This is a genomic window from Gluconacetobacter dulcium (assembly GCF_014174165.1).
Lineage (GTDB): Bacteria > Pseudomonadota > Alphaproteobacteria > Acetobacterales > Acetobacteraceae > Gluconacetobacter > Gluconacetobacter dulcium.
In genome coordinates this window covers 13,853-29,725 of the sequence record NZ_JABEQN010000018.1, presented here as the reverse complement: position 1 = coordinate 29,725, position 15,873 = coordinate 13,853, and the positions used below count along the sequence as shown (strand labels likewise).

General features: G+C 63.9%; 12 protein-coding genes. 7 read left to right on the top strand and 5 right to left on the bottom strand.

The window, feature by feature from the left end; all coding sequences use genetic code 11:
• The first annotated feature begins 32 nt into the window (after positions 1-32).
• On the top strand, positions 33-1,034 hold the full coding sequence (locus HLH25_RS14135; RefSeq protein ID WP_182974680.1) for a helix-turn-helix transcriptional regulator: 1,002 nt from the start codon (positions 33-35) through the stop codon (positions 1,032-1,034).
• Here HLH25_RS14135 and HLH25_RS14130 read toward each other — a convergent pair.
• Positions 1,024-1,848 (bottom strand): sulfotransferase family protein, encoded by an 825-nt coding sequence (locus HLH25_RS14130; protein ID WP_246402398.1) that lies wholly within the window; start codon positions 1,846-1,848, stop codon positions 1,024-1,026. The two genes, HLH25_RS14135 and HLH25_RS14130, sit on opposite strands and share 11 nt — an antisense overlap.
• Before the next feature lie 272 nt (positions 1,849-2,120).
• On the opposite strand from HLH25_RS14130, the gene HLH25_RS14125 reads away from it, so the two are divergent.
• The 3 genes from HLH25_RS14125 to HLH25_RS14115 all read left to right on the top strand — a co-directional run bounded on the left by HLH25_RS14125 (position 2,121) and on the right by HLH25_RS14115 (position 6,572).
• A complete protein-coding gene (locus tag HLH25_RS14125) occupies positions 2,121-2,699 on the top strand; it encodes a YqaA family protein (RefSeq protein ID WP_182974679.1) in 579 nt (192 codons plus the stop codon).
• Positions 2,700-2,793: 94 nt separating this feature from the next.
• Positions 2,794-3,780: an SDR family oxidoreductase gene (locus tag HLH25_RS14120; protein ID WP_182974678.1), complete on the top strand. Its 987-nt coding sequence runs from the start codon at positions 2,794-2,796 to the stop codon at positions 3,778-3,780.
• A 218-nt stretch (positions 3,781-3,998) separates the two neighbouring features.
• Positions 3,999-6,572 carry a cation-translocating P-type ATPase gene (locus HLH25_RS14115; protein ID WP_182974677.1) on the top strand — a complete coding sequence of 858 codons (2,574 nt, stop codon included), beginning with the start codon at positions 3,999-4,001 and terminating at the stop codon, positions 6,570-6,572.
• 107 nt (positions 6,573-6,679) lie between these two features.
• Here the strand turns inward: HLH25_RS14115 and HLH25_RS20350 are convergent, their stop codons facing one another.
• Positions 6,680-7,252: a hypothetical protein gene (locus HLH25_RS20350; RefSeq protein ID WP_182974734.1), complete on the bottom strand. Its 573-nt coding sequence runs from the start codon at positions 7,250-7,252 to the stop codon at positions 6,680-6,682.
• Between the two features lie 282 nt (positions 7,253-7,534).
• On the opposite strand from HLH25_RS20350, the gene HLH25_RS14105 reads away from it, so the two are divergent.
• The 3 genes from HLH25_RS14105 (at position 7,535) to HLH25_RS14095 (ending at position 10,759) form a co-directional block, all read left to right on the top strand.
• Positions 7,535-8,416 carry an ABC transporter ATP-binding protein gene (locus HLH25_RS14105; protein WP_182974676.1) on the top strand — a complete coding sequence of 294 codons (882 nt, stop codon included), beginning with the start codon at positions 7,535-7,537 and terminating at the stop codon, positions 8,414-8,416.
• A gap of 7 nt (positions 8,417-8,423) precedes the next feature.
• Positions 8,424-9,803, top strand: a complete 1,380-nt coding sequence (locus tag HLH25_RS14100) for a hypothetical protein (protein WP_182974675.1) — start codon at positions 8,424-8,426, stop codon at positions 9,801-9,803.
• Between the two features lie 107 nt (positions 9,804-9,910).
• Positions 9,911-10,759 (top strand): hypothetical protein, encoded by an 849-nt coding sequence (locus HLH25_RS14095; protein ID WP_182974674.1) that lies wholly within the window; start codon positions 9,911-9,913, stop codon positions 10,757-10,759.
• A 231-nt stretch (positions 10,760-10,990) separates the two neighbouring features.
• Here the strand turns inward: HLH25_RS14095 and HLH25_RS14090 are convergent, their stop codons facing one another.
• The 3 genes from HLH25_RS14090 to HLH25_RS14080 form a co-directional block, all read right to left on the bottom strand.
• The gene (locus HLH25_RS14090; RefSeq protein ID WP_182974673.1) at positions 10,991-13,633 is read right to left on the bottom strand and encodes a TonB-dependent siderophore receptor; all 2,643 of its coding nucleotides are present in this window, start codon (positions 13,631-13,633) and stop codon (positions 10,991-10,993) included.
• Between the two features lie 264 nt (positions 13,634-13,897).
• On the bottom strand, positions 13,898-14,863 hold the full coding sequence (locus tag HLH25_RS14085) for a FecR family protein (protein ID WP_182974672.1): 966 nt from the start codon (positions 14,861-14,863) through the stop codon (positions 13,898-13,900).
• Between the two features lie 136 nt (positions 14,864-14,999).
• Complete coding sequence (locus tag HLH25_RS14080) at positions 15,000-15,509, bottom strand: RNA polymerase sigma factor (protein WP_246402396.1); 510 nt, start codon at positions 15,507-15,509, stop codon at positions 15,000-15,002.
• Positions 15,510-15,873: the final 364 nt, after the last annotated feature.

Sequence of the window (15,873 nt, the reverse complement as noted above, 5' to 3'; positions counted from 1 at the left end):
ACGATGTGCCCTGACAGCGGGAACACGCTAAAATGGCGGAACAGAACCCCAAAACCACCCCATCGGAGGCGAAGCGCCCGGACGATTCCCCCGGCACGATCTCGGCGGAGAGCGTTTATAACCGCCCTGGCGCGGCCGATGCGCTTCCCCCCATCGTCACGCTCAACGCCTACACCCAGCTCATCGCCCTGAATACCGGCATCCGGATTCTGTATTGGCAGTCCACGACCGAAAAGGCGTTTCGTTATTCTGTCCGCCACGACGACGATCTGATCTATTTCGGGGCTTATACCGATGGTGCCGCGCGGCTCGAAGCCCACTGCCATGACGGGCTCGCATCCTACAACACCGAAGGCGGCTGCAACGATGCCTACGTCGCCTACCGCCCCGGCTGCCTGATCGACTTCACCAAGACGGCCGGGGCAGGGTCCGGCGTCACCATCGCCATCAGCCCCTCGGTGCTGGCCGAACTGTCGGCCGAGGATGCGACCGTGCTGGATCGGCGGCTGCGCTCGGGGCATTGTTTCAGCCAGATCCGGGGCGGCCGTGAGCTTATGGGACTGGCCACCGGCCTGCGGGCGGCACGAAACCGCACGGTACCGGGCAGCCAGTTGCAGATGCTGGGCGGAAGTCTCTCTTTCATGGGGCTCCTGGTCGAACAGGTTTTCGGGCAGGACGAAACCCCGACACGCCTTTCCCGCGCCGAGGTCCGGCAAATGCAGACCGTCCGCGATTGTCTGTTGGCCGACCTTGCCGCGCCACCGCGTCTCGACCGCCTTGCCCGGCAGGCGGGCATGAGCGTCTCGCGCCTGCAACGCAGCTTTCGGCTCCTGTATGGCAGCAGCGTTTACGCATTGTTCCAGAAAGAACGGATGGATGAAGCACGTCGCCTGTTGCTCGCCGACGATGACTCCATCCTCAGCGTCGCGGCCGCGTTAGGGTACAGCAACCCCGGCCATTTCTCCGCCGCCTTTCGCAGGCAGTTCGGACTCAACCCGTCCGAACTGCGGCGCACGGCCCGATTCAGGCGATGACGACCGCCCCCCTGTTGAGCTTGGGCTCGCGCCAGAACATCTGGTGCGCGAGCCGTTCCACCATATGCGGCGGAAGGGTCAGGGCGCGATTCACCGGCGCGACACGGGGCCGGACCGCATGCAGACCGGGCGTACCAAGCGCGCTGTCGAAAATCGAGGCATCCGGCCCCTTCACATTCTCCGTATCGTAGGAGAATGCGGGCAACCCGAGGCTCTTTTCCAGTTCAGCGAGCACGCCACGCGGGTCGCGGACCAGACGATCGTACTCCACGATCATCAGCCTATCCGCATGCGGGCCGAAAAACGCCTCGTTCACAAGCCGCCATGCGTACCCGAATGCCCCCTCCCGAGACATCAGGTAGTCGATCCGGTCATGTTGCGTGGCGCGATGCGCGATGGGGACCAGCCGCGAGCGCAGAAGCGGATCACCGGCGACGAGACGCTCGAACGAGTTCAAGATCCAGACCGGGTCCCTGACGCAGCAGATCATTTTCGCATCCGGATACAGCGCGGCCAGCAATGGAACATGCGCGCACCAGTCGCGGCCGATATCCACAAGCACCGGTTTGCCGTGCGCACCGGCATGGTATCCCTCGACCACTCCCCGCAGAAGCCGCTGCCATTGGCCGTCGCGAAACGCCGTCTCATATTCCCCCTCGCTCATCAGCGACATCAGACGCACCAGCATAGGGGCGACGGGGGTATTATGCCCCGCGGCATGAACGCCGGGATGCTGGTTCAAGAGCGCGGCAAGCAGCGTCGATCCCGAACGCGGGAGGCCGGAGATAACGTGAACGGCATGAGAAGACATCATGGCCACATGCATAGCCGCGCCCAATGCGCGCCCTCTTCCCCAAAACGGGATTTTCGTACCCCGATCCGGTCTTTCGCCCACGCCAACGCCCCCGCACCTTTCCACGCCAGACCATGAAACGTCACGACGCTCCGGAAACGGCGGAAACCGACATGTCGGCAAACGGCACGATCGTCCCTTTCATTAAACCTGCGCCGCTTGCTCACGCGGCGCTTGTCGGGCGTTGTAACGCGTGGCATCCCGCCCCTGACATCCGACATGGCGAACCGATCATGCTCGACCGCCTCTACGCCCGCACCCTTTCCCTGGCCGCCAGCCGCCACGCCCCGCTCTGGCTGGCCGTGATCGCGTTCGCCGAGGCCAGCGTCTTCCCCCTGCCGCCCGACATCCTGCTGGTGCCGATGGTGCTGGCCCACCGCGACCGCGCCTGGGCGCTGGCGGCGCTGTGCACGCTGGCCAGCGTCTGCGGCGGCCTCCTGGGCTGGTATATCGGCGCCGTCCTGCTGCAACACGTCGCCATGCCGATCATCCATTTCTACCATGCGGAAGCCCGGCTGATCGCGTTGCAGGAGCAGTTCCGCCAGTGGGGCGTGGCGATCATCCTCTTCAAGGGCCTCACGCCGATCCCCTTCAAGATCGTCACCATCGCCAGCGGCGCCGCGCATTTTCCGCTGCTGCCCTTCGTCCTGGCCTGCATCGCCACGCGCGGCGCCCGCTTCTTCCTGCTCGCCGCCCTGCTCCGCCGCTATGGCGCGCCGATCCAGTCCTTCATCGAACGCCGCCTGACCCTGGTGGCCGCCCTGTTCGGCGTCGTGCTGGTCGGCGGCTTCGCGGCCCTCAAATACCTGTAGAACGCATAACCGGGCATAACCGCCCCGACTTGCGGCGCGCCCGATCCAAGAGCAAACAGGGCGGCAGACAGACCTGCCCAGCGGAGCCCGCCCCATGCCTCACCAGATCGCCGTCATTACCGGAGCCGGTGCCGGAATCGGCCGCGCGACCGCGCGGACCCTGGCCCGCGCCGGCTGCGACGTCGCGCTGATCGGCCGCGACGCGGCCCGCCTGGAAGACGCGGCGGCGGAACTGGCCGAACTCCACATCCGCACCCTCACCATCCCCGCCGATGTCACCGACGCCGAGGCGCTGGAGCGCGCCGCCGACCAGATCGAAGCGACACTCGGCCCGATCACCCTGTGGGTAAACTGCGCCGGCGCCGGCGTCAGCGGCCAGTTCGTGGAACTGCCACCCGAGGAAATCCGCCGCGCGACCGAGGTCACCTACCTGGGCACCGTCTTCGGCACCCGCACGGCGCTGATCCGCATGCGGCGACGCGGCTACGGCACCATCGTCAATCTCGACGCCATTTCCCTGCCGCGCCCGCTGCGCAGCATCGAAAGCGGCGCACGGGCAGCGATCCGCGCCTTCACCGAAAGCCTGCGCCCCGAAATCCTGCATGACGGCGACCGCATCCTGCTCTCGCTGGTCAGGCTGCCGGCCATCAACACCCCGCGCTTCGTCTGGACGCGCAACCATACCGGCAAGCGCCTGCGCCCCGCCGGCCCGGTCTTCGAGCCCGAAATCGCGGCCGAGGCGATCAGCCGCGCCGCCTTCGGCCGCCACCGCGACGTCCGGGTAGGTCTGTCGGGCATCGGCCATCGCATGGCGGCATTCCTAGCCCCCGCACTGCTGGACCGCCGCCAGGCCGACCACGCCTACCACCAGCAACTGGAAAAATACCCTGCCCCGGACAACACACCGGACAATCTGTTCACCCCGGTCTCCGGCGCCCACGGGGCGCACGGCCCCTTCGACCATCTCAGCCGTCGCACCATGCCGGTACTGCTGACCACCACCCTGCGCACGATCCTCACCGGCACCGCGCTGGCCGCCGGCATGGGCGCACTCCTCGTCACCCTGCGTCGGAAGCGCTGAGGACCAGACCGCGCGTTCAAACAGCCTCCGCCTCTTCTCTTCCAACCCGCGAGATCCCCATTTCCTCGATGGGGCTGCCCCGCGACGGTTTTTTTTCCCTCCACGGCATCCCCGGCACGGGATCGCGCGCTTGGCTCTTCGCGGGTGCAGCCGATCGCGGCTGAACGACCGCCAGGCCCAGGCGCCGCGTCGCGTCCCGTCGACAGGAGACCGCTTCCGTGGACCAGCCGGCAGACGCTCCCCTTCCTCCCTCCGACGCGCTTGCCGGCCTGACCGGGCACGAAGCCCAGGCCCGGTTGCAGACCGACGGCTTCAACGAACTTCCGCGCCAGGAACGCCGCACCCCGCTGGCCATCATGCGCGAGGTCCTGCGCGAGCCCATGCTCGCCCTGCTGCTGGTCGGCGGCGGCATCTATCTCCTGCTGGGCGACCTGCACGAGGCGCTGATCCTGCTGGCCTTCGCCTGCGTCTCCATCGCCATCACCGTGATTCAGGAAACCCGGACCGAACGGGTGCTGGACGCCCTGCGCGACCTGACGAGCCCCCGCGCCCTGGTCATCCGTGACGGCACGCGAAAGCGCATTCCCGGCCGCGAAGTGGTCCGGGGCGACCTCATCGTGCTCGCCGAAGGCGACCGGGTCCCGGCCGATGCGCTGCTGATGCGCGCGCAGGATCTGCTCGCCGACGAATCCCTGCTGACGGGCGAAGCCGTCGCCGTGCGCAAATCCGTCGCGACCGCGACGCCCCCCACGGCCCGGCCGGGCGGCGACGACCAGCCCTTCGTCTATTCCGGCTCGCTGATCGTGCGCGGCAGCGGCATCGCCGAAGTGCGCGCCACCGGCTCGGGCAGCGAGATCGGCCGGATCGGCCAGTCGCTCCGCATGCTGGAGACCGAACCACCACGCCTGCGCGCCCAGACGGCCCGCCTGACCCGCCTCTGCGCGATCGGCGGCGGCCTGGTCAGCGCCCTCGCCCTGGTGCTGTACGGCACATTGCGCGGCGGCTGGCTCGACGCGGTACTGGCCGCCATCACGATCGGCATGAGCATGCTGCCGGAGGAATTTCCGGTCGTGCTCACCGTGTTCATGGCGATGGGGGCATGGCGCATCTCGCGCGCCCGCGTGCTGACCCGCCGCGCGGCGGCCATCGAAACCCTCGGCTCGGCCACCGTCCTCTGCACCGACAAGACCGGAACCCTGACCGAGAACCGCATGTCAATTGCCGAACTGCGGGTCAGCGACGGCGAAACCATGGCCCCACCCGCGTCCCTGACGGCCCTCTCTCCGCAGGCACAGGCCCTGGCCTTCCACGGCCTGCTGGCCAGCGCCCCCCAGCCGTTCGACCCGATGGAAACCGCCTTCCACGATTTCGCCCGCACCGCCCTGCCCGAACGCCCGCTCCCGACACAGTCGGGCTGGACCCTCGCACGCACCTACGGCCTGCGCCCCGACCTGCTGGCCGTCACACAGGTCTGGCGGCCCGACGCCGCACAGCCCTCCTGCGTGGTCGCCGCGAAAGGCGCGCCGGAAGCCATCGCCGCACTCTGCCATCTGGACGACACACGCCGCGCCGCCATCGGCCAGACCCTCGACGCCATGGCGGCCAGAGGTCTCCGCGTCCTCGGCGTCGCCAAAGCCTCCTTCGAAGGAACGGATTTTCCCGAAACCCCACACGGCTTCACGTTCCAGTTCCTCGGCCTCGTCGGCATTGCCGATCCCCTGCGGCCCAGCGTGCCGGATGCGGTGCGCGACTGCCGGTCGGCCGGCATCCGCGTCATGATGATCACCGGCGATTACCCGGAAACCGCCCGTGCCATCGCAGGCGCGGCCGGGATCGACAATGGCGCAACCATCCTGACCGGCGCCGCCATCGAAACGCTGGCCGAACCCGCCCTGCGGGAGCATCTCCGCACCGCAACCATCTGCGCCCGCATCATGCCGGAACAGAAGCTGCGGATCGTGCAGGCCCTGAAAGCCGGCGACGAGACCGTCGCCATGACGGGCGACGGCGTCAACGACGCGCCGGCGCTGAAAGCCGCGCATATCGGCATCGCCATGGGCGGACGCGGCACCGACGTGGCGCGCGAGGCCGCCGCGATCGTCCTGCTGGATGACGATTTCAGCTCCATCGTCACCGCCATCCGCCTGGGGCGGCGCATCTACGACAATCTGCGCAAGGCGATGGGCTTCGTCTTCGCCGTGCATGTGCCCATCGCCGGCCTGGCGCTGCTGCCGCTGGTCCTGGACTATCCCCTCATCTTCTCGCCGATCCACATCGCCTTCCTCGAGATGATCATCGACCCGGTCTGCACCATGGCCTTCGAGGCCGAGACCGAAGAAGACGACATCATGCGCCGTCCCCCCCGCCCGCCCGCCGAACCCCTGTTCTCGCGGCCGCTGATCATCTGGAGCCTGCTCCAGGGCCTGCTGGTCTTCCTCCTCGTCGGCGGGCTCTTCCTGGTCGCCACCCAGCGCGCCATGCCGGCCGAAGAAGCGCGCGCCCTCACCTTCGTCTCGCTGGTGCTCTCGATCGTCAGCCTGATCCTGGTGAACCGGTCGTTCAGCACCTCCCTGGTCACGGCCATAAGGCGGCCCAACGCCACCCTGCTCTGGATTCTCGGGACGATGACCACCGTCCTCGCATCCAGCGTGCTGGTGCCGGCCGTCCGGAACCTCTTCCGCTTCGCCCCCCTGCATTGGCACGATCTGGGCCTGAGCATCGGCGCGGCGGCCACCGTGCTGGTCGTGCTGGAAATCGCCAAGACCTTCTGGCGCGATCGCTTGAGGTTCTGAAAGCGCCGTTTGCAAAATCACCCTGCCGACGCAGCCAACTTCATCGCACTGCCTCTGAAAAATCGGCGCAGGAACGGCCTCGCCCCCGCATCACCCTCTGACCTGCGTCACCATTTGAGCCGCATGCCGGCGGTCAGCGCGGCGGTCCCGACCGCGCTACCGGTATTGGTCTCCCGATGGCCGCCGAACATGTTGATCGTCAGGTCCATGCCGGGCACGCCCTTGACGGGATAGGCAGCGGTCACGGTCCGTCCCGTCTCCATCGGCACGGGGCTGGCATTGCTCTGCTCAATATCGAACGGCCCCACATGCCCTGTCCTGCCCGATGCCGGCGGCGCCAGCGAATATGTCGGGGCGGTCACAGAATACCCCGATCCTCCGGCCCCCATTCCGCCCCCCGCCGCCGCTCCGGCATGCCCTGCCCCGAAAGCTCCAGGCACGGCAGGCTGGGGCGCGGCAGGCTGGGGCGCGGCAGGCTGCGGCACGGCAGGCTGCGGCGCCGTCATTGTCGGCGTCGGCGGCATGAAATAGGATGCGGCCGGCGCACCGGATGCAGGACGCCCCGCCGACGCCATCGCGACGACGACCCCGATGCGAAAGAACGGCCATTCTCCCTTCGCCACGCCATGGAGCGACCGGACAGGCCGGCCCTCTCTCTGCAGGGGCAGAATCATGCGCATGGGCAGGCATCCAGGCTGTAACATCCGAGCAACATGCGGCAGGAAAGCGCAGGACCAGAAATCAGGAATTGCAACCATCCACCGGCCCACGACACAAAGCGTTATTCCGGCACAAGGACGATCTCTCCTGCCCCGATCACTTCTGCCCTGGTCACTCCTGCGCCGGCCACTCCAGCGCCGGTCACTCCCGCCCGAAACCACGCCGCCACCCGGCCATCGGCCCGCTTGACAGAAAATCCCCCGCCGCTCCAACGTCCTGCAATGTTTTCCGAAGCGCGGGCGATGACAGATCAGGACACCTCACCACAGGCCATCCCCGATCGGGAGCCCCCGGTACAGATCGCCCATCTGCGCAAGGTGCTCGGCGGCCGAACCGTTCTCGACGATCTCAGCCTGACGCTGCGCCCCGGCGAGATCGCGGCCCTTCTCGGCCCCAACGGTGCCGGCAAGACCACCCTGATCGGCTGCCTGCTCGGCCTGCTCTCGGCCGATGCCGGCACGGTGCGGCTGTGGGGCGAGGACGCCTCCGCCCTGCGTGCCGAAACCAGGGCACGCATCGGCTTCGTTCCCCAGACCATGACCGGTTTCACCTGGTTCCGGGTCGGGGAACTGATGGCCTATCTGGCCGACTACCGCGCCCGCCCCACCGACACCGAAGACCGGACATGGGAGGAATGGGCCGCCCTCGACCCCACCGCGCGGATCAAGACGCTCTCGGGCGGCGAGCGTCAGCGGCTGGCGATCGTGCTCGCCTTGCGCTTCCGCCCCGACCTGATCGTGCTGGACGAGCCCGTCGCCAGCCTCGACCCGCAGGCCCGCTACGATTTCATGCGCCTGCTGCCGGCCTATGCGCGGCGCACGGGTGCCAGCGTGCTGATTTCCTCGCACATCATCTCCGACCTTCAGGACATCAGCGACCGCGTCATCATGATGCGCCACGGCCGGATCATGCTGGACATGACGGCAGCGGAGATCGCCGCCACCGTCCGCCGCCTCTCCACACCGCCCGAGACGGAATGGGGCGTCGAGACCATCGCCGACCAGGGCGCGGACGGTGTGTGGGTGCGCGGCTGGCATCCGGCGCTGGACGACGCGGCGGCCGGCGCGGGCAACATCCTGCTGCCGGGCGATGTCGAACGGCTGTTCCTGGCCCTGACCCGATAACCGCCCGATGAACGACACGCTGCGCGCGCTCCGGCTCTACGCCTCGCCGGTCTTCTTCCGGGAAAACCCCACCCTGATCTCGGCGGCGGTCTATCTCGCCATCACCGCCTTCAACCTGGCCCATCCGTCGCGCACCCATCCCGCCGGCATCCACGATATCGGCCTGTTCTGGTGGATGGCGCAGCAGGGGGTGTTCACCGGCCTGTCCTGCCAGTACTGGCGCCAGGTACGTTCGCCGCTGGCGGCCATGTATCCGCGCCTGATCGCGGCGGAATACCGGGCGATCCACGTCATGCTCGTGCTGGGCCTGCTGCTGCTGGCCGTGCCCGCGCTCATCCTGGGCCTGCCCCTGCTCAACGTGCTGGCGCTGGAATCCGTCAATCTCGCCATCAGCACCGGCAGCGATCTGACCGGACCGAAAATCCTGCGCCCCCGCCTGCGCAAAATCCGCGTCGTCATCGTGTTCGGTCTGTTCTTCATGTTCATGAGCCCCACGATGCAGGATACGCTGATGCGGGCGCCATGGTTCCTGGCCCTGGGCCTGCTGGCCACGACCCTGTCGGCAACGCTGATCGAACTCCATCACAGCCCCTTCGCCCATCCCGACACCCCGGCACCCGCCATCCCCCGACCGGACCACAAGCCGCCGAATGCCGTGTTCCGTAGCCTGAAGCACGCGCTGATGTGGCAACCGCCCCCTCTGCGCCGGATTCCCCTGCCCAACGGCCTGGCCTCGGGCAGTCCACTGGGAATGCTGGCGCAGTCGGCCGTCACCCTGATCGTGTTCACGACCTTCGTCGTGCTGGTCAACGCGATCAGCAGCCTTCACGCCCCCACGCTTCTTCTGGTGCGCACCGCCGCCACCGCCACGCTGGGCCAGGTCGCGATGCTCGGCGCCATGCCCCTCCCCAACTGGATGCTGTCGCGGCGCGACTGGCCGTTCCTGCTGTCGCTCGGCCCGTTCGGCGCGCGGTCGGATTTCACGCGCGCCCTCTATCGCGCCCATGCCGGTCGCGCCGTGATGGCCGGCACGATCCTGGGCCTGTTCGCCGCCATCACCGTCACGCTCCTCGGCACGATGCCACCGTTGCGCGCGCTGGCGGCAGGTCTCGCGCTGGCCGCTGTCATCGTCGGCGGCAGCTACCTGCCCAGCCTGGCGGTATTCTCGCCCCTGACCAATCGTCCGGGGTTCATCCTGGTTCTGTCGATGCTGGGCAGCCTGGCGGGCATCCAGATCTACACCACACTCCTGTTCGTCATGTCCCCGGTGCCGCCATTGGCCTGGGCACTCCCCGTCATGGCCATCGCCTTCGCACTGGTGATGGCCCGCCTGGCCCCCCGCGCCCTGGCCCGCGCCGACTGGCCCATCGAGCCACCGGCCCTCTGACGACCAGGCCCCATCCCCTCCCAAAACTCATAGAAATTTAAGGTGTTCCCTCTATGAGATAAGTTATGCTCACCCCATAAAACAGCGACACCGGAAAACGGCACCATATGAAAATACTGGTCGCGCCCAACGGAAGAACGTGGAATCAGAACAGCAGGGATTTTTTTCAATATTTCGGATTCTTTGAAAAAAACACCGACTTCATCTCCCATTCCGTCCAAAATCTCGGCTTTGCCACCGTAGAGACATTTGCAACCTATACACACATCCGCTTCCAGCCCGCGTCATTCGCAACGGCCTGCCTGCAACGGATCATCGAGATCCTCCTGACACAACCGCATTCACGCATCATCCTGGAGCGTTCCGGATCATACCCTGCGCCACTGGAGGTCCTGCACAACCGCAACGACGCCATTGCCCGCCTGCGCATCCTCCAGAGCGCAGCGCGGGACGACCATGACATCCCGGCGGCGCCCACCATCATTCCCCTGTCCCTGGATCGCCTCGACGATGCAAAGCGCGCCAGCCTGCAAACGGCCCTGGCCGCCTGGCGCGAAGCCCGTCGCCATACGACGACACGCAACGTGGCCGAAATCGCCACCAGCCCCGTATTCGGCGGCGGCGGCCTGGCCTGGCTGCCGGGCCGGGACCGCTGCCAGATCGCGGCATGGCCACGCACCTACGAGACATATAGCGGCCAGTCCCACGAAGATCGGGTCGGCCGCGACATCCGGGACCTCCCCGATGCCGCCTACATGCTGCCGACGACCCGCGCCTTTTTCACGGCGGCATCCAGCCAGGAACCCCGCCTGGACCTGATCGAGGCCCGCATGACAAGCGCCGACGGCACCCGGTTCTGGTGCCGTTACGAGCGACTGGTCCTGCCCTGGCGCGCAAGCCCTTCGGACATGTTCGTCTGTTCGGTACCCCTGGTCAGGCTGGTCCGACGCATCTAGATGCCCTGTCCGTTCACACCGGTTCACGGACAGGGCTCTGGATTATTGATTTTTCGAGCATCTTCATCCGACCAGATGAGTCCATTTAGTCGGATGATGCTCCAACCTGCGAGACTGTTTCATCGTCCCGAAGCAGGGCACCCGTGCGAGCATAGAATTTCAGCCCATGCCCGACCAGCGGTGCGTTGTGATCCAAACCCGTAAAGAACTCCGCCGCCTCGTTCTCGCCTTTCAGAACTCGGATCGTATAGCTGCCATAACACTCCGTGGCGCACCGTAACTTCCATAATAGCTTGTAGGCAGACGCGCCCAGTACACTTTGTCCGCGACATTGTTCACCGTCAGCGTGGTAGAAAGGTGGGGCGTGACCTTGTACCCCACCTGCAAATCCAGGACAGTATAGCCACCCTGCCAGACAACGTAGTCACGCGAGGTCCGGGAGGAAACCAGAAGACCGGTACCGAACGACAGGTCTTTCAACATACCCCGCTGAATCGTGTAAGTGGACCACAGTTTGAAATTATGCTTCGGTTCTTCGGGCTGAAGGCTCAGATTGCCATATACCGGGTCGGAAAGATACTGTGTCTCCAGCCAGGTATAACCAGCATAGATATTCCACCCCGGCAACGGACGTCCGTTGATCTCAACCTCGACGCCCCGGCTTCGCGCACGACCGGATGAAACGTAATAGCGTATATCCGTGGGATCGCCGACAGCCCGATTGTTTGTCTCCAGTTGGAAAGCTGCCAAAGACGCCAGGAGGTTTCCAGAAAGAAAGGCTCCCTTCAATCCAGCCTCATACTGACGTCCCGTAGCAGGTTTCAATCCCCCACCAGAGGCTGTCAACTCCGTCTGTGGCGTGAAAATCGACGAGAAACTGAAATAGGCCGTCAACTCGCGCGTCAGATCGTACAGCATGCCCGCATTTGGCGTCAGCTTGCCTTCCACTCCCGGCTGGCCCGAACGGGTCAATCGCTCAGGGAGAATGGTGCGGCTGTCGGCCCAGTAGGAACTGACACGCCCACCGAGAACCAGGGTCAGATTCTTGATCGGGTGAAGCCGAGCCTGCGCATAAGCGCCCCATTGCTCTGTGGTCGTATCGTTACCGCCGGAATAGGGAAAATTGGGCTTTGGCAGGACGGCATCGAATATATTCAATGCGGATGTGGGGCCAGATCCGTACAGGCTCCGTTTATAAACTTGGTACATATTCGTCCCGACCAGAAAATCGATCGGACGACCCATAATATTCATTCTATAGTTGAGATTCGAGTCCGCACCAATCATATTTTGACGGTTCAGATTGCTTTGTTCGAAATATTTTGACAATTTTGTATTGAAATTAACGCCACCACCCATATAACTATATATTCCGGATGAATCCAGATATCTATCAATGACACTTGTTGACCATATCAGATTTTTACCGAAAGAATGCGTGATATTGACATAGCCTTCACCCATGGAATTCGGACTATCGTTCCAGGAAGAGCCAAAAAATGCACTCCTGGGAAAATTCAGAAATTTGTTGTTTGTATATCGAGATTGACCGTAATCAAATGGCCCGCGATCGGAATATTGATAAGAACCCGAGACTGTCAGCCTGGTCTGTGCGTCGATATCATAATCGACGATCGCATAGAGCATTGCTTCCGACTGATGCACTTCGTGAACGAATGAATCTGCGCTCTGACCGGACGCAACAATTCGAGCACGCAATGTATGACTTGCATTGAGCGGAGCATTGATGTCGATATAGGGGCGCACATTATTCCACGAACCGGCCTGGACGCCAACATGGGTAGCAAATGCGTCCTGTGTATGCTTGCGCACCAAATTGACGGAGCCCGCACCGGAACCCGTTCCCTGCAACAGCCCGGTCGGACCGCGCATCACCTCAACGCGATCATACATCATCATATCAAATTGCGGTAAATACTGAATGCCGGAGACAACCGGCATCCCATCATACTGCACGTCAAGAGTATAGCCGCGCGACATGAAATAAGCGGTACCATCACCATAGGGCGACGCCGTAACCCCTGTCGTGAAGCGCAGCACATCTTCGACCGACACCATGTTCTGGTCGAGAATACGCTGCTGCGTAACGACCGATACCGAATTGGGTATCTGACGAACCGAAAGCGGCAGCTTGCCCGCGACCGTCACGCGATCGGCCGAATAGCGGCCATCATGAAGCGTATCGGCGGAATCCAGCAGACCGGCAAGAGACTGCTGCAACTGGCCCGAGACACGGACGGGGCCGAGAGTGATCGCCGAGGACGCGACAACAACCTTATAAGCGTGCGATCCCGTCGGAAGGTAGCTCAGCCCCGTTCCCTGCAAAAGTCGCGACAAAGCCGCAGGAGGCGTAAAAGTGCCCCGGAGGCCAGCGGTCGTTTTGCCCGCGAGCATCGGTGCCTGCGAGGTCAGCGGCGCATGGGCCTGGGTACTGAAGGTCACGAGCGCGTCGGAGAGCGATCCGGCCGGGATGTCGAAATTGACGCCTGGACCATCAGGATGAAACGGCGATGGTGCCCCGGACCCGGGACGAGACGTACTATTCTGGTAGTTAGCAGTCTGCGCACTGGCTTTTTTCATGAACAGTGGCGTGAAGGCTGTCGTTCCCGCCAGAAGAAGGAACGATACCGCCGCCCTCCGCAGCGGTTTTCCAGAAGAACATGGCGACGGAACATGCGCGTCCGATCGTTCTTTTTGAGACTGATGCCCCTTCCCTGGCGGCGTCTGTCTCATCGCACGACAATCAGCGAAGCCGCGTCCGGAAGCAGACGCCCCCGGCAAGAGGTCGAAAAATCTGTAAAAGGCTCCATCGTCGCTGCGCTCTCCGTCTTGTCCAATCGTCAGGCTGCCCAAAAATGCAATTCATTCGCATTCTTGGTTCTCGACTAGACAGATGCGGGGGCGGTGCGATTTTTCCCTCCAACGGCGGATTTTTTTTGCGCATGGGATGGAATATCGCGACATCCCCATGGAACTATTATATTTTTTTCTTTCTTTTTTGACATGGATGACATCAGACCGAACGCTCTCCGCGTCAGGACAATAAATTCCCGGAGACGATCATCCTTACCGCTCCGTGGTCTGATCACACCGAGCACATAGGCGAGCGGGCGTTCTTCAGCGTGCCCTGACGATATCGATCCAGGACGACAGTGAAGACACATGACCACCATAAGCTTCGACGATCAGGCGCAATGACGCTTCCGGCTGCCGCAGATCGTATGTCCCGGTAACCCGCTTTTTCGCCAGTTCCCTGTCAGCAAGAACGATCCTTGTCGCCATCCACGGACGCAAGGCATCGATCAGAGCCGCAACAGTCTGATCACGGGCGATCAGCGTCCCGTCGCGCCAGGCACCGATGGTCGCGGCAGGTGCGGTGCCCGCAGTGGCAGTCCCACCCGCTACCTGCTCCCATTCGCCCGCGTGCAGATTCCGTTCGACGATGCCGGACCGAGTGGAGGCCACATGCACCTCGCCTTCCCGCACGGCGACCGTCGTCGCGTCACCGTCCATCCGAACATCGAATACCGTTCCGACATCGGTGGCTGTGACCGTACCGGCCGTCACGCGAAACGGCCGCGTGGGGTCATGACGAACATCGAACAGAGCCTCGCCCTGAAGCAGACGGACCCGCCGCTCCGAACCGTTGATCGTAAGGGATACGGCCGCACGCGGGGCGAGTACGATCTCACTGCCATCCGCCAGGCGGATATCGCGCGTCTGGGCCACCGGCGCATAATGGTCGGCACTCAGTCGCACGAGCATATCGGGGGGCACGAAAGCGAACGCAGCACACGCCGCCGCGAGAGCCAGCGCGCAACCCGGCAGGAGCCGACGGGCAACGCGTCGCGCGTCCCTGCGCCGGACAGGCGTGACGGAGGTGGAAGCCGGCGTGTGAAGACTGCGTGGAACCGCCGCCATGACGGAGGCCGTCACATTCATGTCTTCCCACGCCCGGACATGCGCCGGGTCACTCGCCAGCCATTCGGTGAACCGACGTTTCAAATCCTCGTCATTCGGATCTTCTCGAAGAAAAAGATACCAGCCTGCCGCAGCCTGCGCCGGCGTCTTCCGTTCAGTCATGACGAGCAAAGCCTCCCGGAACGCACGACGACAGCCATCCTGATCTCACACCCGAAGCAGGAATCGAAAAGCCGTCTCCTCCAACAGATGCGCGGCGAGAGATGTTTTTCCGTCGGATTCCAAACCACACGCGACGTTATTGTCCTTCCTTGCGGACACGGTCGCAGATCACCATGCCTTCCTCGATAAGGCCATGGACACGTGTCAGGGAAAGCCCCAGACGGATGCCGATTTCCCGCAGCTTCATCCCCTTGAAATGATACATGTGGATTGCCTGCCTCTGGCGTTCGTCGGGCAACGCGGCGATCGTGTCGAGAATGCGTTGCATCGTCTCTCGGGACGCGGCGGTTTCTTCCGGCGAAACCTGCCCGTCGGCCAGTCCGGCCGTCGCGGCCTCGAAATCCGTGCCGGCGGTGGCTTCCAGCACCTGCCTGCGCCCACGGGTGATCACCAGATTGCGCACCATGGTGCGGAGATAATTCAGCGGAGCGGCGATCGTCTCGATCCGCTGTCGGCTGAACAGGAGCCACACGTCCTGCACGATATCCTCGGCGACCGCCTGGTCGCCCGACAGCCGGGTCGCATAGGACAGAAGACTGGCCCGATGGGTCTGATAAAGTTCCAGCGATGTGCGCGCACGGTTCAACGCAAGGCCCCCTCCAGAGGCTCAGATCCTCGTCCGTCCGATGCCAGAGCCATATCCGTTCACACCGGTTCACGGATATGGCGCTAGATTATTGATTTTTCGAGCATCCTCATCCGACCAGATGAGTCCATCCGGTCGGATGATGCTCAAAGTTGCGACTACTTCTCAAGTCGATGCCACAAATCGGCATGGTTCGCAACCGGATCAGAAATGCGTCGGCAGCGGATGTCTGGAGAGAAAAACCTGAGTGCGGTGCATCTACCTTAGCCTCAATACCGCTCAAGTAGAAAATTCCAGCTCAATATGGCCGTGTATTCAGGAAGAACAGTACCCCATCTCAGGATGCGGCAGGTTTTCACAAAGA